Source organism: Paenibacillus vulneris (assembly GCF_039543185.1).
Lineage (GTDB): Bacteria > Bacillota > Bacilli > Paenibacillales > NBRC-103111 > Paenibacillus_S > Paenibacillus_S vulneris.
This window is the reverse complement of sequence record NZ_BAABJG010000013.1, coordinates 68,012-86,020: the sequence shown is the minus strand read 5'-3', so window position 1 is coordinate 86,020 and position 18,009 is coordinate 68,012. Positions and strand designations below refer to the sequence as shown.

Annotated in this window: 17 protein-coding genes and 1 pseudogene; 11 read left to right on the top strand and 7 right to left on the bottom strand. The window is 48.8% G+C overall.

Annotated features, from left to right (window positions below; translation table 11 throughout):
- Nucleotides 1-90: 90 nt before the first annotated feature.
- The 4 genes and pseudogenes from ABEA66_RS12130 to ABEA66_RS12120 all read right to left on the bottom strand — a co-directional run bounded on the left by ABEA66_RS12130 (nt 91) and on the right by ABEA66_RS12120 (nt 3,568).
- On the bottom strand, nt 91-402 hold the full coding sequence (locus tag ABEA66_RS12130) for a helix-turn-helix domain-containing protein (RefSeq protein WP_079911303.1): 312 nt from the start codon (nt 400-402) through the stop codon (nt 91-93).
- A 68-nt stretch (nt 403-470) separates the two neighbouring features.
- Nucleotides 471-614: pseudogene (locus tag ABEA66_RS36330) on the bottom strand (type II toxin-antitoxin system RelE/ParE family toxin); the annotation flags it as partial.
- 218 nt (nt 615-832) lie between these two features.
- Nucleotides 833-3,124, bottom strand: coding sequence for a M56 family metallopeptidase (locus ABEA66_RS12125; protein WP_345587729.1), 2,292 nt, complete (start codon nt 3,122-3,124; stop codon nt 833-835).
- A 51-nt stretch (nt 3,125-3,175) separates the two neighbouring features.
- Nucleotides 3,176-3,568: a BlaI/MecI/CopY family transcriptional regulator gene (locus ABEA66_RS12120; protein WP_345587728.1), complete on the bottom strand. Its 393-nt coding sequence runs from the start codon at nt 3,566-3,568 to the stop codon at nt 3,176-3,178.
- Nucleotides 3,569-3,816: 248 nt separating this feature from the next.
- Here ABEA66_RS12120 and ABEA66_RS12115 point away from each other — a divergent pair, with 248 nt between their 5' ends.
- Nucleotides 3,817-4,377, top strand: coding sequence for a hypothetical protein (locus tag ABEA66_RS12115; RefSeq protein ID WP_345587727.1), 561 nt, complete (start codon nt 3,817-3,819; stop codon nt 4,375-4,377).
- A 187-nt stretch (nt 4,378-4,564) separates the two neighbouring features.
- Here ABEA66_RS12115 and ABEA66_RS12110 read toward each other — a convergent pair whose 3' ends face one another.
- Complete coding sequence (locus tag ABEA66_RS12110; RefSeq protein ID WP_192703106.1) at nt 4,565-5,011, bottom strand: OsmC family protein; 447 nt, start codon at nt 5,009-5,011, stop codon at nt 4,565-4,567.
- A gap of 443 nt (nt 5,012-5,454) precedes the next feature.
- Between ABEA66_RS12110 and ABEA66_RS12105 the strand changes: the two genes are divergently transcribed.
- Nucleotides 5,455-6,951 (top strand): malate:quinone oxidoreductase, encoded by a 1,497-nt coding sequence (locus ABEA66_RS12105; RefSeq protein WP_192703105.1) that lies wholly within the window; start codon nt 5,455-5,457, stop codon nt 6,949-6,951.
- 149 nt (nt 6,952-7,100) lie between these two features.
- Here ABEA66_RS12105 and ABEA66_RS12100 read toward each other — a convergent pair whose 3' ends face one another.
- Nucleotides 7,101-8,570: a stalk domain-containing protein gene (locus ABEA66_RS12100; RefSeq protein ID WP_345587726.1), complete on the bottom strand. Its 1,470-nt coding sequence runs from the start codon at nt 8,568-8,570 to the stop codon at nt 7,101-7,103.
- Between the two features lie 422 nt (nt 8,571-8,992).
- Between ABEA66_RS12100 and ABEA66_RS12095 the strand changes: the two genes are divergently transcribed.
- The 8 genes from ABEA66_RS12095 (at nt 8,993) to ABEA66_RS12060 (ending at nt 14,638) form a co-directional block, all read left to right on the top strand.
- Nucleotides 8,993-9,499, top strand: a complete 507-nt coding sequence (locus tag ABEA66_RS12095; protein ID WP_079911295.1) for a MerR family transcriptional regulator — start codon at nt 8,993-8,995, stop codon at nt 9,497-9,499.
- Nucleotides 9,496-9,939, top strand: coding sequence for an SRPBCC family protein (locus ABEA66_RS12090; protein ID WP_345587725.1), 444 nt, complete (start codon nt 9,496-9,498; stop codon nt 9,937-9,939). Before ABEA66_RS12095 ends, ABEA66_RS12090 begins: the two co-directional genes overlap by 4 nt.
- Before the next feature lie 2 nt (nt 9,940-9,941).
- Nucleotides 9,942-10,379: an SRPBCC family protein gene (locus ABEA66_RS12085; RefSeq protein WP_345587724.1), complete on the top strand. Its 438-nt coding sequence runs from the start codon at nt 9,942-9,944 to the stop codon at nt 10,377-10,379.
- Nucleotides 10,380-10,535: 156 nt separating this feature from the next.
- The gene (blaI, locus tag ABEA66_RS12080; RefSeq protein ID WP_079911292.1) at nt 10,536-10,916 is read left to right on the top strand and encodes a penicillinase repressor BlaI; all 381 of its coding nucleotides are present in this window, start codon (nt 10,536-10,538) and stop codon (nt 10,914-10,916) included.
- A 66-nt stretch (nt 10,917-10,982) separates the two neighbouring features.
- Nucleotides 10,983-12,524, top strand: coding sequence for a M56 family metallopeptidase (locus ABEA66_RS12075; protein ID WP_345587723.1), 1,542 nt, complete (start codon nt 10,983-10,985; stop codon nt 12,522-12,524).
- Between the two features lie 257 nt (nt 12,525-12,781).
- Nucleotides 12,782-13,363 carry a Crp/Fnr family transcriptional regulator gene (locus ABEA66_RS12070; RefSeq protein ID WP_345587722.1) on the top strand — a complete coding sequence of 194 codons (582 nt, stop codon included), beginning with the start codon at nt 12,782-12,784 and terminating at the stop codon, nt 13,361-13,363.
- 77 nt (nt 13,364-13,440) lie between these two features.
- A complete protein-coding gene (locus tag ABEA66_RS12065; RefSeq protein ID WP_345587721.1) occupies nt 13,441-13,779 on the top strand; it encodes a darcynin family protein in 339 nt (112 codons plus the stop codon).
- 121 nt (nt 13,780-13,900) lie between these two features.
- On the top strand, nt 13,901-14,638 hold the full coding sequence (locus ABEA66_RS12060; protein ID WP_345587720.1) for a hypothetical protein: 738 nt from the start codon (nt 13,901-13,903) through the stop codon (nt 14,636-14,638).
- Nucleotides 14,639-14,659: 21 nt separating this feature from the next.
- Here ABEA66_RS12060 and ABEA66_RS12055 read toward each other — a convergent pair whose 3' ends face one another.
- Entirely contained in the window at nt 14,660-15,361 is a 702-nt protein-coding gene (locus ABEA66_RS12055) for a FlxA-like family protein (protein WP_345587719.1), read from the bottom strand.
- Nucleotides 15,362-15,640: 279 nt separating this feature from the next.
- Between ABEA66_RS12055 and ABEA66_RS12050 the strand changes: the two genes are divergently transcribed.
- Nucleotides 15,641-18,001 (top strand): helix-turn-helix domain-containing protein, encoded by a 2,361-nt coding sequence (locus ABEA66_RS12050; protein ID WP_345587718.1) that lies wholly within the window; start codon nt 15,641-15,643, stop codon nt 17,999-18,001.
- Nucleotides 18,002-18,009 lie beyond the last annotated feature (8 nt).

Here is an 18,009-nt window from a genome sequence, read left to right as displayed (position 1 = left end):
TATAGGATATTACGTCATAAAAAAGAGAGAGCCTTTCGGCTCTCTTGAGAGGTGGACTATGAAATAGGGTACAGAACATGTTCCGATCGATTAGGCAGTTGCAACTTGGGCTGCAGCGGCTTCCTCGAATCCGATTTTCAAACCGAGCGCTAGAGCTACTTTCATGACTGTTTCCATGGAAGGTACAGTATGGGAATTTTCCAACCGCGCTACTTGTGCTTGGGTGATTCCGGCACGTTTTGCCACTTCCGTCTGCGTTAATCCGAGTGCTTTTCTTCTACGTGTGATTTCACTGACCAACCGGGCCATTTGTTCGATGACTTCTTTTTCCGTTTCGTTGAGCGCATTGATCTTCTTTTTGAAATCATCCCAATCTACGGGGCCTTGCGGATGATCTGTCATATGCGATCACCTCCTATCAAGACAAGATGTGAGGAAGGGCGCTCCAAGCAGCCCTGCCCTTATACTTCTTACTTCTTGGGATGACGGCTTTTCCAATCCTTCATCCGGTTTAACGCCCGTTGCAATTCTGGATCAGGCGTTTGATTGGTGGTCTTCCGGAATTCGGTGAGCATGACCAGCAGATGACCCTCTCTGTATGATGTTATAAAAAGAACGCGATGATGACTTTATATCATATATGGTATAAATATATCATATATGATATAAAATGACAAGAAATCCCAAGTGAATTGCAACCCATCAAATTTCGAATCAAACCACCTTGAAGATAACCTTAGAATCGCTTGTCCGAGCATCGGAGTTATAGCCCGAGCTTCCGGCAAAAGGAAAGGAGGGGAACATCACGTACCCCTCCTGGATCAGCTCGCTCTCAGCCTCTCTGAGGGGCGAGAAGGAAAGCTTTGATAAGCTTTTCGTGGTCTTCTTCCTTCATATCGCGATCGTCTAGGTTGGCAGCATAATAAATGCCGTTCTGCTCCCATAAGTAATAGCTTTTGGTTAATATTTCCGTCTTGTCGGCATCGCGGTAATAAGGTCCGCCGTAGACGTGACGGTCGTCTTTATAGACAGAAATGCGTAGCCCGTTCACGTCCAGAGTGCGAATCTGTGTCAATTGCGAGCCGTCAATTAGAGGGGATTTGCTCTGGTAGACTGTGAGACTTCCTTTTTTGGGATCGTCTAGTGATAGATATGAATTTCTAACCGCATTCACGGTGTGCCGGAAGGAGTACCCGGTATTCTGATCTCCTGCCTGAAGCATTACCAAATCCACAAGCTTGAGTTCATTATTCAAAATAGCGAACGGATATTTCACTTTAAAGCCCAGCAGCTGTTCCGCTTGCTGCAAATCTTGTTCACCATAGATCGGAAATGAATTTCCCTTCCCGTCGTAGCGGACATGCTGGATGTGCTGCGGGTATTGAAACGATTGTAAAATGGTTTCCAGTTCGGTTTGCGAAATCGTTCTCCGATTCCGGGGAAGTCCTTCCTCTAAGGTATGATCTTCGCTGTAAAATCGTATGGCATAGTATATTGTGTCATCTCGCCAGAAGAAAGCCTTTTCGATCTCCGGCTCATGATTCTCGTATTTTTGCACGGTGGTTACCAAAATCCCGCGGATATTGGCATACGTAACCTCATCCTGGATATAGGTTTGCGGTTGTGCCGCCCCCCATGTCGGGCCCGGGATTTTCCTTGTTTCGCTCCCCTGCAGTAATTGAGAGAGGGCCCCGTTCAGTAAGTTTCCCATGGAGGCGATCACTTCGAATTGCTTCTCGTCCTCTTGACCGTGATTGGATACAAAGTTGATGGTGACTTGATTATCCGTACGATTCACATAGTTCTCGTCAACGTAGATACTTGACAATTGATACCCGTCCGGAAGGAAATCGGGAACTTTGAACGAGAAGCCGGCAAATTCATTCGCCCTCTCCAGATTGTTGAACCATTTAGCCCAGTCATTCAATCTCTGAAACTGAAAGGTAGAAGGGCTCCCTTGCTTGGAAGCTATGCCTGAAGCTGCTTCCGCTTCCGCACTTTTGGCGTTCTCCGAAGCATTCGTGAGCATAACGGCGCTTAGGGCTAGAACGAGAATGATAGCGGCCGCGGACAGCTTGTACGTGCCTTTTTTGAATTTGGCGATCATCGTAATTCTCCGTTTCATTTCTTTATGGTTTTCAAAAAAAGGCGAAAGATTGACCTGGGGCGAAGCGCTTCGGGCAAATAACCGCGACAGCATAAGAAGCGTCCTGCCGTAGGATGAGGCTTCCTGCTCGCCCAGCACTTCGAGTACGCCTGCGTCGCATGCAACTTCCCGGTCGGCCTTCATTTTTTTCATGGAGAGCCAGACAAAGGGATTGTACCAGTGAAGCACAGCGGTCCATGTCCATACGAAATGGAACCATAGGTCCCTGCGTTTATAATGGGTCAGCTCATGCAAAAGAATGTGAGTCAGCTGACGGGAATCGGCGATCGTTACGATATCCGCGGGCAAGTAAATTTTCGGCTTCGTCAAGCCGTAGATGCATGGGCTGTGGAGGCGATCGGTCTCGTAGATGGGAATCGCTGCGGTGATGCCGAGCTTCTCCTTGCACACCTCCAGAATGGAGAGAACCTCGTGATTATCGAGCATGCGGGATGCTCCAACTTGTCTATTGAATCTTAGGGTAACGAACAGGTAATACATACTCAAAGACAACAGCCCCGCAACCCATACGAGTGAGCCGATCGTAAGCAGCTTATACGGCTCGTATCGCTTGTCTGCATAGGTATCCGTTTGAGGCGACGGCTTTGCTGGGACACTCGGCTGTTCCGTCAGCTTCGGCGCAGGAGCGGGAGCGAAATCGTCTGCTGCAGTGCTCATTAATGCCGGGCTGGCTTCATAGCCAGTTTGTGAAGAAACGGGTTGCTCCTCCGCATTCCCTTTAGGCCCAATCGATAACTCCTGCAAGTCATGCGGGACCAGATTGAAGAGGCTGACAGGACTTTGTGGGGCTATGGGAACAAGCAGCTTGATCAATACAAGAAACCACAGGACATGAAAAATGCGCGGGCTAAGCCGTTTGTACAGCAGCTTCCGAATGACGAGCAGCAGCAATATGATGACAATGGATGCCAGAGATGCAGTCAGCATGAGATAGAATAGGGTTTCGATCATTTTCATGAATATACGTTCTCCTTCCGGCAGCCTCACGGCAGAAGCAGCCAGCGGCTCTTAGCTGCCGTCTCTTTTCTTTTTCTCCAATAGCTGCTGGAGCTGCTCAATTTCATTGTCGGAGAGCTTCTCCTCTTCCAGGAACTTGGCGAACAGCATCCCGACAGCCCCGTTATACATCCGGTCGAGGAAGGAGCGGTTCGCTGCTTTAACATATTCGTCGTATGTAACCATCGGATAATAGAGGTAGTTTCTGCCGGACTTTTCAAATCGGATGGCCTTTTTTTTGTGGAGGCGATTGAGGAAGGTTTTGATAGTCTGGTCCGACCAATCCATCGAATCCTTCAGCTGGGAGATGATCTCGACAGCCGTCAAAGGCTCCTTCTGCCATAGAAGCTTCATCACTTCACTCTCGGCCTCGGTAATGTGAGGGGGATTGTTCAATAGCTTCACCTTTTTCTACGGTTATTGTTTACGTGTGTAAACGATGATTAAAGTTTACGTCTGTAAACGATAAAAGTCAAGGGGCGATTAAAGAGGGATAATTCGACCTTTAGTTGAGGGGGTTCAGCTTCGTCCTCGAACGGTTGTCCAGCATAAGACTGTAAAGTATAAGGATGATATAATTAAAAGATGGAATGAGCGTGAGAGAAGCAAAGTAAATCTTTTTTATTCATCCCGCAAAGAAAGGAAACTATTCTATGTCTGAGCAATCAAATTATCGGCTTGGGCCGGCTTATCTCGAAGAGGTAACCATCGCTGATAAACCGGAGACTTGGTTTGAAGAGGAATGGACAGGCAAGCTGCAGACGAAGGAAGGCCGCACACAGTTTCGCCTTTATTATTACGGAGAACTGATGGACGGGTTGATCGCAACGACTGACTTTGCCCCTCAGCTGATCTTGGCCGAGGACCCGATCACCGAAGAACGGTTCATTCTGTTCGACGGCTGCAAGCATGGCTATAACGCAATGCTATGCGATACTTATTCGAAGGAGCAGCATACCGACCGGTTGCCGCTGCAGCCTTACGTGGATCAGGACGGCGAAGATACTTTCGAGATGTATATTACGGCCTATTACAATGTCGATTGGGATGAAGAATTTTCCGACGATGTTGATGAACAAGGGCGGTTGATGCTGATCAGCGGCGGGTATTGCGATTTTGAAGAGGCGAAACGTAACGGATATGACGCGCTGAGCCTAACGCTGGTGAATCGAAAAGGAAGAAAAACCGAAGCAGTGCAGGAAGAATTGGCCTGATCGTTCTCAATCTATACTCCAAAAAAGAACCCTGACTGCACGAAGGACTACTGTCCCTTGCTGAAGGTCAGGGTTCTAAAATAACGCGGTAGCGTAAAGCTCGGTCGGAATGCTCTCACTTTTATATGTTGAACCTCCATTACATCTCACTTTCTGGTTCAGCAACGCCTTTAGGTTAAAAACTTAACTAGTCGTTCTCGATGACGATACCGCTTAACTTCAGGTTTACTTTGTTCGCGATCGTATCTCCAACGGGGCAAGTTTCTTCTAAGAAAGCTATAAATTGCTCCACCCGTTCTTTGGGAGCATCAGTCTTGATATGGAACGTGTACCGAATATCCGAATAGCCTGGGCGGACATCCGATCGTTTAAAGAATCCGTCTAAATCAAGATCGCCTTCTACTTCTACCCGGAAGTCTTTTAGATTGACATCAAATTTAGGAGCATACACTCTAGCGACGATAGACTGGCAAGCACCCAGTGCGCCGAGTACAACTTCAACTGGATTGGGACCTGTATCCGTACCGCCCAAACTTTTTGGTTCATCGATCGTGAACTCGAACTGTCTTGATTGAACTTTGACCGCAACGCCTTGCTGCAAGTGCGCGGATGCTTTAAATGTCGTAATCGCCATAGTATCTCTCCCCTAGCTAATGAATTTAATTCACATAATAACATATAATTCCTATCAGTTAAATAGGGTATTGAGGAAAATTTCATCTTTTTATATCCAATGCCACTCTAAGCAGCCGCCCCAAGCCACAACCCTTGCAGGTAGCAGGGGCAAAGCCTTGGTTTTTTGTGTATTTCTAGGGTTTTGTGGACGGTTTCCCATTTCTTACTGCATTAGGTTGCGATCCATGAAATTTACCGGATTTTAAAGGCTTTTAAATAGTATATAACTATCATATAATAGTAGATATATTAATCTATTATGAAGTGATAAGTAATACAGCAGGATCAGATGATATTTGATCTAGAACTAGGGTGTGACCAGGGTCCCACCCTGACTTGCTGTGCAGGCTGAGGAGCGCCTGCATCTTTTCTTCCAATATTAGCATGTAAGGGACGGTAAAAATGAGCAGCAGACAAACGACAACAGACGTTATCTTAATTGGTGCCGGAATCATGAGTGCGACTTTAGGGTCATTGTTGAAAGAATTAGTACCGGATTGGAAAATTACCGTGTTTGAGAGACTCGCAAGCGCGGGAGAGGAAAGCTCGAACGAATGGAATAACGCGGGAACAGGGCATTCTTCGCTGTGCGAGCTTAACTACACGGTGGAGAAACCGGATGGTTCCGTCGATATCAGCAAAGCGATTAAAGTCAATGAAGAGTTCCAGGTTTCCAAGCAGTTTTGGTCTTATCTGGTAAAAAGCAATCTGATTCGGAATCCGCGGGATTTTATCGTGCCCGTACCTCATATGAGCTTTGTCCAAGGGGAAAAAGACGTAACCTTTTTGAAAAAACGGTTTGAAGCCTTGTCCAAAAACCCTCTGTTTGACGGAATGGAATTTTCTGATGATCCGTCCAAGCTGGCCGAATGGATTCCGCTAATGATGAAAGACCGGCAGTTGAACACCCCTATTGCGGCAACAAGAAGTGAAGCCGGAACGGATGTCAACTTTGGTGCTTTAACGCGGTTATTGTTTGATCACCTAAAGAAGAAAAATGTAGACATAAAATACAAGCAACAAGTAGATGATATTAAACGTACGAGCGATGGCTCGTGGGAATTGAAGGTACGGAATCTGGATAGCGGTAATGTCGAACGCCATACGGCCAAATTCGTCTTTATCGGCGGCGGCGGCGGAAGCCTTCATTTGCTGCAAAAATCCGGTATCCCTGAAGGAAAAGGTATCGGGGGCTTCCCGGTAAGCGGACTCTTTATGGTATGCCAGAAGCCGGAAATCGTGGCGCAGCACCGTGCCAAAGTATACGGACAAGCTCCGGTGGGCGCTCCTCCGATGTCTGTTCCGCATTTGGATACCCGGGTTATCGATCGCAAAGAGTCGCTGTTATTCGGACCGTTTGCCGGCTTCTCGCCGAAGTTCTTAAAAACCGGTTCTATGATGGATTTGATCACTTCCGTCAAACCGCATAATCTCGTAACGATGATGGCGGCAGGCGTCAAGAACGCTTCCTTGACCACCTACTTGATCAAACAAGTGATGTTATCCAAAGAACAGCGTATGGATGATTTGCGCCAATTTATCCCGAACGCCAAGAGCGAGGATTGGGATTTGCTGATAGCAGGTCAACGCGTACAAATTATTAAAGATACGGCTGCAGGCAAAGGTACGCTCCAGTTTGGTACAGAAGTCATTAATGCCGCTGACGGCTCGATAGCCGCATTGCTCGGCGCTTCTCCTGGCGCTTCCACCGCGGTTTCCGTCATGCTGGAAGTTATCAATAAATGCTTCCCGCAGCATGTTAAAGAGTGGGAGCCTAAAATTAAAGAAATGATTCCTTCATACGGTGTGACCTTATTGAAGAATCCGGAGCTGATTCGCGAAATTCATACCTCAACGTCACGGACGCTGGGTCTGTCCGGCGAACTGCAAACCGTATAGAAATAAATACTAAGCGGCCTTCGTCCTTACTTTATTGGGGATAAGGCCGTTTTTTGATTTGGGTCAAAAAATGCACCCCCACTGCTGTTCGATACAGCTAACGTTGGGAGTGCATGTTCAAGTTAAAGGATGATTTTATAAACAATCAATTAGGGGTTTTGAATGGAATCCAGGATATTGCCGGAAAAATATAAATATTGGGCTTTGAAGCTCGAGCCATAACGATAAACCCACTGTTCCATTTTTCCGCCATACGCATTGACATTATCCGGTTTTCCCCACGACACCAGGACTTGCTCCCGTGTCATGCCGATGGCCACCTTTTCCCGGCGGATCAAATCTTTGGTCTCGCTGGACCAGTCGAACTCAGCCAGAGGATCTTTGGTGTAGAAGGCCGCGCCCAGAGAGCTAAGAGAGGAAAACTTAAAGTCGATCGATTGATTGCCGTCGCTTAAGGTTGCGTTTAATCCGCTGTAGCTGATTACGGTCAGCTTTTCATATTGATTAAACTTCTGCCCGGCGGGATATGGGAGATCGCGGCTGCTCCACAAGGAATCGCCGTATTTCTTCCAAATGCTTTCGGCGGCGATATCGGTCTGAAGCTGCTCGGCAGTCTTGTTAATTTTGTTATCAACGCCCCAAGAAGTATTCTTGGTCAGGTCTCCCGCCGTAAGATCAATTCGACGGCCTTCTCCCCATGCAACCTGGACGTCCAAATACTCCGGCAAAAAGGTAATCGGCACATACAGGACGGATTGCTCGGAAATAACCGGATATTCCATGCGATTGGAATGCTGATCCATGCTGTTACCGAAATAGGTGATCAAATTGCTGTCGGAGCCAATCAACAGGACCCGGTTCGGATGATTGATTCGAAGGACGTCGCCCACCGGCTTAGCCGACATTTTCAAGGTACCGAGAAGCGCCCAAAGCGGCAGATAGACCACATCGTTGCGAACGATCGGCGGGTAGTCGGAAGTAAGGTAATTACCGTTGACATAGATTTTATAGTCGTTCGATAGCAGCTCTACAGGCTTTCCTTGATCCCAAGCCCCCTTATACCACACGTCATTATAAATGGAAGTGCCTTTTACGGCTGTACCTTGCCCTTGCGGAAGCCCATTCACCAGATCTCCGGAATAAACAAAATGATTGCCTTCCCACTCAAAATAAGGATAACCCATTATGTACAGGCTCTTATCCGCGGTTTGAACCGTCGCTTGCTGCTTTTCTCCATTCCATTCCACTTTAGCGCCGAACGCTTCGCTGATGAGACGCAGCGGTACAAAAGTTTTGTCACCCTCTATTCTTGGGGCAACCTCCAGTGTCTTTGCTTGTCCGTTGACTTGAACCTGAGGATCGTCAATTTTCATAAATACCGAGGAGCCTGCTCTGTCCAGAGTAATGGACTTCTGCTCATCATTCCAAGTTAGCTTGGCATTCAGCTCATCCGTAATATCACGGAGCGGAACGAGCATACTGCCGTTAACTAAAATGCCGATGTCCAGGTTTGCTTCCTGTTTGGCGGCCTGCTCATCCGCAAAAACCGGCAAGGACGATGCCGTCAGCATGGCAAGCGACATGGTGGTGATGAGAGAACGATGAAGCCATGTTTTCATAAACCAAACCTTCTTTCAACAATGAGATGAATCTATGATGAAACCTCCAAAAATAGGTTTTGGAAGTGGAAAGCCTTCATGGTTTCTTCGCCTATGTACGGGGCTCCTGCAAAGCGCCGGAATCAGATTTGAAGCCAAGGACCCATTTCGTGGGTCTGGGTAATATTGTATTGGGTAAATTTTACTATATTCTAGCCATTATAACCCATAACGCCTGCTAAAACATTATAAATGTTCCGATACATGGAAACTATTTGGGGAATTTTGCGATATTTGTCGAATTTATGCGGATAGAGATTGATTTCTATGGAGCATCTGCCTCCGAAACATCAACTTTTCAATTTCTCTTGCACCTTACGTAACGTAAGGTTTTATAATAAAGCTACCGGTAGACAGCTAGCGATCAGGAGTGGAGATGATAGATGAGGAAGCATTGGAAGGTCGGCGAGCTCGCCCGGATGACGGGGCTTACCGTAAGAACGTTACGTTATTATGATCAAATCGGCTTGTTCTCACCGTCAGACCAGACGGATTCCGGTCACAGGCTGTATAGTGAAAAGGATTTGTCGCGCCTGCAGCAAATTTTATCGCTTAAGGAGCTGGGTCTGTCTCTCGAAGAGGTGAAGTCGGCTTTAACGGGCGGGCACCTTAGTCCTCTTGAGATCGTCACCCTGCAGATCACAAGAATTAAGGAGCAGATTCGGCTGCAGCAGAAGCTGTTGGAGCAGCTGGGACACGTATCCAAGCTGATGCAGGGGAATGCGGAATTAACCTTGGAGGATTTCACAGGACTTCTGCAAGCGATGAAAATGCAGTTCGAGAAGCCCGTCCTGGAGCGGCAAAGGAGCTGGGAGCGACACTTGGACCAGCTGGAGGAATTCCTTGCCGGGGAGAATGGAACGCCGAAACCTAAGGAGGAAAATCAATGAACGAACGATTTGTCAAACATGCGACCTTTGTTATCGAGAAAACCTATACTGCCTCGCCTGAACGGGTATATCACGCGTGGTCCAACCCTGCGGCCAAGGCCAAATGGTTCTCCAAGCCGGATATTTTCGATTTTCGGGTTGGAGGACGAGAATACAGCAGCGGCGGACCGCCGGAGGGGCCGGTCTTTACCTTCGACGCCATCTACCAGGAGCTCGTGCCGGAGCAGCGCATTGTATATACGTATACCCTGGATTCGGACGGCAAGCGCTTCTCCGTTTCTACCACAACGGTTGAGCTTATCCAGACAGGTGACGGCACCAAGCTGATTTTTACCGAGCAGGGCGCGTTCTTTGATGGTCATGATACGCCAGAGGTTCGGGAGCATGGGACGACCATTATGCTGGATGCTCTGGGCAAGGCGTTGGAAGAGGAGGGATGAGCATGCTGGCAGGCAAAAATGAACTCATCACCTCACGAGTGTTCGATGTCCCGCCGGAGCGCGTATTTCGAGCCTGGACAACCCCGGAGCTGTTAGCCCGGTGGTGGGGGCCGGAGGGCTTCACGAATACGTTTCACGAATGGGACCCAAGGCCGGGAGGCGATTGGAAATTCACCATGCATGGACCGAACGGCATCGATTATCCTAACTATAACGTCTTTGTTGAGATCGTACCGGCGGAACGGATCGTGCTGGATCATCTGTCGGGACACGAATTTCGAATCACGGCAACGTTCGAGGATCTGGGGGAACGAACCCGGCTTACGTTTCGCCAGCATTTCAAGGTAACAGAAGAATACGAGGAAGCCAAGTCTTACTGTAAAGAGGCGAACGAACAGAACCTTGACCGGCTGGGTAAGGTGCTGGAGGGGCTGGCCTAGGTTATCGAAAAAACGCACTGTCTATGGACAATGCGTTTTTTTGGCATTATAGCAGCAGGTCATGGATACAGAGATGCATTTGACATTCCGAGATTACGCTTGTAATATTGTTATTGTATTACATATGTAATCAATCTGGTCAGGAGGGTAAAAGCAATGAATGAGATTCCCCAAATTTCGGACGCGGAATGGGAAGTGATGAAGGTGCTCTGGGCTAAGTCGCCAAGTACGGCCAACGAAGTGATTGAAGCTCTGGAAGACCGGACGGATTGGAAGCCAAAGACGATAAGAACACTGTTGAACAGACTGGTTCACAAAAAAGCCGTTTCTTACTCGCAAGAGAGCAAGGTATACGCTTATTTTCCGTTGGTTTCCGAGGACGAGTGCGTGAGGTCGGAAACGGCTTCCTTTCTAAAAAGAATTTACGGCGGGGCCTTCAAGCCTCTTTTGGTAAACTTTTTGAAGGAAGAAAAGCTCTCTCCGCAGGAGATAAAGGAATTGAAGAATATATTGGATGACAAGTCCAAAGGGAACTAAATACTTATGGTTACCGCCTTACGGGCTCTTGCCCTATGGATCGATTAACGAAAGGGTAGGGTGAATGTGAATCGGTTACTAGACTATCTGGTGAATCTCTTCGATTGGATTTGCTCTGTCTCTGTCATGGCCGTTGTGCTGGTAATTCTGATTATTCTCTTCCAGCGCATGCTGCGGCATCGGCTCAAGCCAAGATGGCAATACTTGATGTGGCTGTTGGTCATTGTGCGGCTGGCATTGCCATGGGGTCCGGAGAGTGAACTCAGTATTTATAACTGGATCGGCTATCCAGTCTCCGTTTCTTCGGATTCGCCTATGAATGCGGAAGAAGCGGCGTCGAGAACGGATGCATCGGAACCGCCGTCCTCGCCGGTTTACCGGCAAATAGGGGTTATGATATGGCTGATGGGCGTCGGCTTGTTCGGAATGCATACCGTTCAGGTAAACAGAAGATTTGCCCGGAGGATGAGGCAGGGGACGATTCCCGTAACGGATGAAAGGGTGCTGGAGATATTCCGGCAATGCAAGCAAAGGATGTCCGTCCATCAAGCCATTGCTCTTGTTGAATCCAGACATGTAGGTTCGCCGACCCTTTACGGATTTGTTCGGCCCCAATTGATTATGCCTCAGCAGATTACCGATACACTGACTGACGATCAACTGAGGCATGTATTCCTGCATGAGCTGGCACACAGCAAACGAAACGACATCAGAGTCAACGGGATCATGCATGCTCTGCTGATCCTTCACTGGTTTAATCCGGTTCTGTGGTACGCCTACCGCCGAATGAGAGAGGACCAGGAAATTGCCAGCGATGCTCTTGCGCTTAGCTTCCTCGCTCCGGATGAGCGTCAGAACTATGGGCATACACTTATCCAATTGCTGGAAAGCTTATCTCAGCCTGTCCGAGTAGTTGGAAATGTCCATCTTACGGGAAATAAAACTCAATTGCAGAGGAGAATCATAATGATCAAGAACTTTAAATCGAATTCATACCGCTGGTCATTCCTTGGCATTGCGACTGTGGTCTTTATAAGCGGATGCACCTTAACCAATCCCAAGGTCAATTCGGGGGCTGCGCAGACCGTGAATTCGCCGGTCTCCATCACTGAAAAAACACCGACGGAGTCCGGCTCGGACGTGCAAAAGTCGCAGACAGCGGATGATACAACAAAGCAGCAAACTTCTGCAGAGCAGCCATCGACCACTCCGGAAAGCACATCGAAGCAGCAGGAAGCTTCCGAGCCGAAGCAGGTATTTTTTGATGATGCTTCCAAAGCGTCATCCCCATCGGGGGGAGTGCCATCATCTTCTAATGATAAGCCGCAGCCGGTACCTCCCTCCGAGCTGCGAGCAGCGGGCGCGGATAATTCATCGAGCCAGCCGTCGGCGGTCAAGCCGGCTCCAAGGGAGTCGAGCGCCAAGCCGCAGCCGGCACCTGCTGTGAGAGTGCAGGTAGGAGAGCAGAGTGACGCATCAAGAAAGCCGGCGGCAGTAAGCCCGGCGCCAGCAGCTTCCAATGATACGTCCAACCGTCAACCATCGGCTGTGCCGAGTACGGAAGGTGCTGAACCGCGGCTAGTTCCTTCTGCACAAGCCGAACAGTAAGCTGAGGCCGGAGGAAGAGCCTCAGACCTCCTACCAAGTGAAACCGAGCGAATCGAATCCTATCGCTTTAAGCTGGACCCGCGTAACCCCCATAGAGTTCAAGAAATGCTTACGCATAAAGCATCTTCCAGGGCTGGTGTATCCTTTGGATGACACACAGCCGTTGCTGGAGGTGCTTTTTTCGTCGCCCTAATGACGCGCCGCCGGTTTTGAAGTAAGCTGGTAGGGATGTACGCATCATGATGGAGGAGGAGCCTATGTACTCATATTATCGTGCACTGGAAAACCGGGTCCGGCAGGCATCGATCTCTGAGGAAGAATGGAAGCCATTCGTTGAACGGACAAGGGTGCGGCATGTGAAGCAAGGAGCCCGTCTTATAGAGTCCGGACAGCATGTACAGCATGCATATTTTTGCTCGGAAGGCTTGTTCCGGTTATTTTACACTTTGGCTGATGGAAGGGAATATAATGTCGCTTTTACGCTGGAGCAGGATTATGCGACCTCCTACGCGGCCATGGTAACAGGAGCGCCGTCGCCTTATACAATCGAGGCCATGGAGGATTCGGTTGTCATTGAAATATCGTATGATGTGCTGAATGAGCTTATGGAGACTAGCCATAGGTGGGAACGGTTCGTGCGAAAGAGTGTAGAGAGGCTGTACATCCGGAAGGAAGAGCGCGAACGCCAATTATTATATTTGTCTGCAAAGGAACGCTATGATGCGTTTCTTCTCAAGTATCCCGGCTTGGAAAAGCGGATTGCGCAGTATCATATCGCCTCGTACATTGGCATATCTCCCGTCTCGCTGAGCCGCTTGCTTCACAACGAGCCACATTAACCTATGTTAATGCGGACCATGGCAGGAGCGGGTTACAATAAGGGTATCAATCTATAGTAGCAAAGAGGGATACGGATATGAGATATGTGTTGATTGTTTTGCTGGAATTTTACCCGTCGTGGCTGGCTTTGCCCCGGGAGGAACGCAGAAGCTATGCCGGGAAGCTGCAGGAAATTATTCAGACCTACAGCGCTCACGTTAAAGTTCGTTTTTGCGACGCGGAGGCGCTGCCGGGAAAAGATTATACGGATTTCGTTATCTGCGAAACGGACGATATGGCCCAATATCACTATATGTGGGAAGAAATTCGGGATTCGGAGCCGTATACCAAAGGCTATATGAAAATTAAAGATGTCATTATGGGCATGGAGAACGCATTCCAAGCCTATGAATCGGAGATACTCAAGATGGATTAGCATGAGCTGGTTCATCTTGTTTGTCGAGAAGCCTATATAGCTTGAAGCATGCCTGAAGAAGAACCTGCAAAAGGTAATCCGTCTTACGGTACAAAATATACAACTAAACGAGGAAAACCCCATGCCTTTTCCAACTCAACTGCAGCGTTACAAACAAGCGATATTATCCCTTCCCAAGGACACGGTACTTACCAAGGAGGAGCTTCTGACAGAGGAATTTCTAGTAGACCGGGATGGGAAGCTGGAAATGTACTATGCACCTCATAATGAATACAGGACTCCTTCGGCCGCAGTGGCCATTGTCGGGCTAACGCCTGGCTGGGCACAAATGCGAATCGCTATTCAAGAGGCTAGAATCGGCTTGGAGGAAGGGCTGCCGGATGCAGAAATATGCAAGAGAGCGAAGGATGCGGCAAGGTTCGCGGGCACTATGCGAAGTGAGCTCATCCGTATGCTGGATGCTCTTGGGCTGCATCATCATTTGCAAATCCCCTCTTGCGAATCCTTGTTCCAAGAGCATCAGGAGCTGCTTCATTCTACTGCTTTGCTGCGCTATCCGGTGTTCACAGATAGGAATAATTACAGCGGCACGCGCCCTGACCTGATGTCCAATGAATTTCTTAGAAATCACGCGCTATCCTCAATACGGGAGGAGCTGGACATCATGAATCGTGCGCTCGTAATCCCATTGGGCAAACGGGTAGAGGAGGTGCTGCAGCTCCTCGTGAACGAAGGGAAGCTGAAGGGAGCGCAATGCTTATGGGGATTCCCGCATCCTTCAGGTGCCAACGGGCATAGGCACAAGCAGTTTGCTGAACATCAGGAAGCTATGCGCGGAAGAATAGAGGCTTACTTCTAGCCCAACTGCCGCTGCATCGGGTTATATTCTGATATCGATTCGCTTTCTCTGATCCTCTTTCTGATCCTTCAGCATCTCCTCTTCGCTTAGTCCAAAGCTGCCGTCAGCTTCTTGTTCCTGAGTTAAACCAGGCTCGGAAGAGAGTTTTTCTGTATCTTGTACCCGTTTATCGTTCTCATCCTCTTTGGAGGACAGAGCCTTGCTTTCCTGCAATCCCTCTTCTACCAGCTTGCTGCTCTGTAAAGCTTTTTGATATTCGGGCATCGCGTAGGATAAAGCTCTTTCCATTTTATTAATATCGGGATGAATGACCTTGGCCGCTTCCTTCTTGTATACGGTGAAGGCGGCGTCGCCTTTCTTCATAGAGTTTGTCGCAGAGACGAGACCTGTCACGACTTTTTCGTTCAAGACCTGGGCATCCTCTTCATCGTCTTGGTCATTGGATTGCGCTTCGGAAGCCTTTTGCTGTTCTTCCGTTCTTTTTTTGGCTATTGCATCTGCGATTTGCTTATCCAGCGCCTTGATCTGGTCATCAAGCTCTTTTATCTTATTTTGTTTCATTTCGGTGGACATCTTGCTTTGCTGGACTTGCTTCACCTGATCTTGAAGCTGTGTTTTTTGCTTTTGCAGAGCATTAATCAACGATTGGGTCGAGTTACTATTAGCAGCTGCAGCGGGTTGAGCATACTTCGTTGTACTGTTGGACAATCCGCTTATTTTCATTTGATTGATCCTCCTTTTGTCCTATTGTTATTTAAGTTATCGGCATAAGGTAAGAGAATCGTTAGACGTGCCGCTGCTCGATCCATGCAGGCTATCGTATGTAGGATGGGGGCAAGGCTCGCACGGTATAGCACGAAAATATATGCTCGACCACCATTTTGGTCTATATCTTGGCAAAATGCGTTCTTCTTGACCCTTCAGCCTTATGTTACAATAGGGTCAACAAGCGTTAGAATGCGCTTCCAACGGTTGAACAAGACAAGGGTGAACGCACAAGAGATGAAGAAACAGCCGAACCGTTATTATGTGAGATGGGTATGGTTATGCTTTATTACGGCCACGCTGCCTGTTGTGCTGCTTGGTTTATTTTCCTATGCCAAATCCTCCGGCGTCGTGCTGGAGAAGACGAAGAAAGAAACGGCGCTCAGTCTGCAGCAAACGCAGATGAACGTGGAACACTCCTTGAAGGTAGCCGATCAGGCGACAACCCACTTTCTGGGCTCTAAAATTATTCAAACCGCGCTCAATGAACCGCTTAGCCCGGATCAATTCCAGCTCTATACCCAGGTGAAAACTGAGCTTAGCAGCCTCCAGCGCCTCGATACCGGGATAGATGATATTCAAATTTGGAGTACCGCCGGCAATTGGCTTATTAAAAATGACGGTTTGTACCGGCTGGATGCATGGATCAAAGGAAATGCATCGGCGATGCCGGACCCGGCTGCACCTTCGGTTTGGGCCATTGGCGAGTCAAAAGCGGCAACGGGGGCCCAGGAAGCCAGCATGCCGTCCGGCAGTCAAAATGAAAGCGTTACCCAACCAACCTCTGCAAATCGATGTCAGACATATGTCAACCTGCTGAAGAAGCTCCCGCTCACGGCTTACCGGAGCCTCGGAACCGCCATGATTCAAATTCCGGCCTGCAGCTTAAGCCAGCTGATTTCGGTGAATGCGGAGCATGAGGCCGTGCTGCTGTTTGATCAGGATGGACAGTTGTTTGTCCATAAGGGCGTGACCTTGGACGGTTTGGACGAGATGCTTCATCAATCGGTCCGGCAGCTGCCGGGAGATCGTACCGGGCAGTATACCCTGAACATGGACCGCCAATCGTTTGCCGTTACCTACCGCAAATCGGACTATAACGGATGGACCTATGTATCCGTCGTTACGCTCGATCAATTAACCCGATCCTCCCGCGACATCGGGTGGTTTACTCTATCGATTTGCCTTATCCTGCTTTTGCTGTCTATTGCGGCCATCCTATTGTGGACGAAGCGGTTGTACCAGCCGATCGCTCAAATCTACAAGGAAGTGATGTCCCAGATGGGAATGTCCCCCTCCAGGAAGCCGTTGGATGAAATTCAAGTGATAGGAGAGCAGGTTCAGACTTTATTCGATACGAAAAAGCGGCTGGAGAGCAGGCTGGAGGGGCAGACCGAGCTGCTGCGTACGTTTTTGATGGTCAAGCTGTTCCTGTTCGGCATGAAGGAAGGCGAGATTGTCGAACGGATGGAGAGCCTTGGGATGCGGCAGAACTTTTCACGATTTTGTGTGCTCGCGCTGCAGATCGGCAGTCTGGAGAATACCCGATTTGCCGAAAAAGATATTGATTTGCTGTTATTTGCCGTCAATAACATGGTCGGTGAGCTCCTTGCCGCAGACCGCAGACTGCATCCCATTGTGCTGGGCAGAACGCAAACGACGGTTCTGACCGGCGGCTCGGAAGCGAAGGAATCGATGATATCCGAGGCTTATGCGGCTGCGAGACTTATACAGCAAACCGCGGCCCGGGTGCTCGACTTGAAGGTTCATATCGGAATCAGTGTTCCGTACCAGCGGCTGCCGGAGCTTCCCCGTGCCTATGAAGAAGCGGTTGAGGCCTCTAAGAGACATGCATTCCTAGGCGATGAAGGCATCGGCTACTTCGGTGATTTAGGCGAAGACCATGTCCTCCATTATTCTTATCCTTTTGCGCTGCAATCGGAGCTGTTTGATGCGGTCAAGCTTGTGGATAGGGAGCGGGCCGGTAAGCTCTTACGGCAGCTGCTTTACGAAATTAGCCAAAATAACCCCAATATTTACGATATGCAGTTTAATGCCGTGCGCTTGCTGATGAATACACTCGGTCTTGCCAACGGCGTAACGGGTCAAGCCATTCCGATGCAGCGGCAGCAGGCGCTGTTCGACGAATTGTTTCACTTGAATCTAACGGAGTCCGGCGCGGCATGGTTTATGGATCACATCATCGACCCCGTCATGAACGGAATTGAGGGACAGACGGAAGCAAGGCATCTTTCCTTATCCAAACAGATGGTGCAAATGGTCCATGAGGAATTCGATACAGATATTACGATCGATACCTGCGCGGACCGCCTGCACTATAATGCAAGCTATTTGGCAGCTCTTTTCCGTAAAAGCATGGAGGTATCGTTCAGCGCTTATTTGGCACAGTACCGCCATCAAATGGCGCTCAAATGGCTTATGGAGACTGACATGCCGATCAAAGAAATCGCCGAGCGGCTGCGCTACAACAATTCTCAGAACTTCATTCGCTCGTTCCGTAAAACAGAGGGCTGCAGCCCGGGGAAATTCCGGGAACTGGGACGCCAGAATAACGGCAAGGCAAGTGGTTCTGCATAGATGGAGGG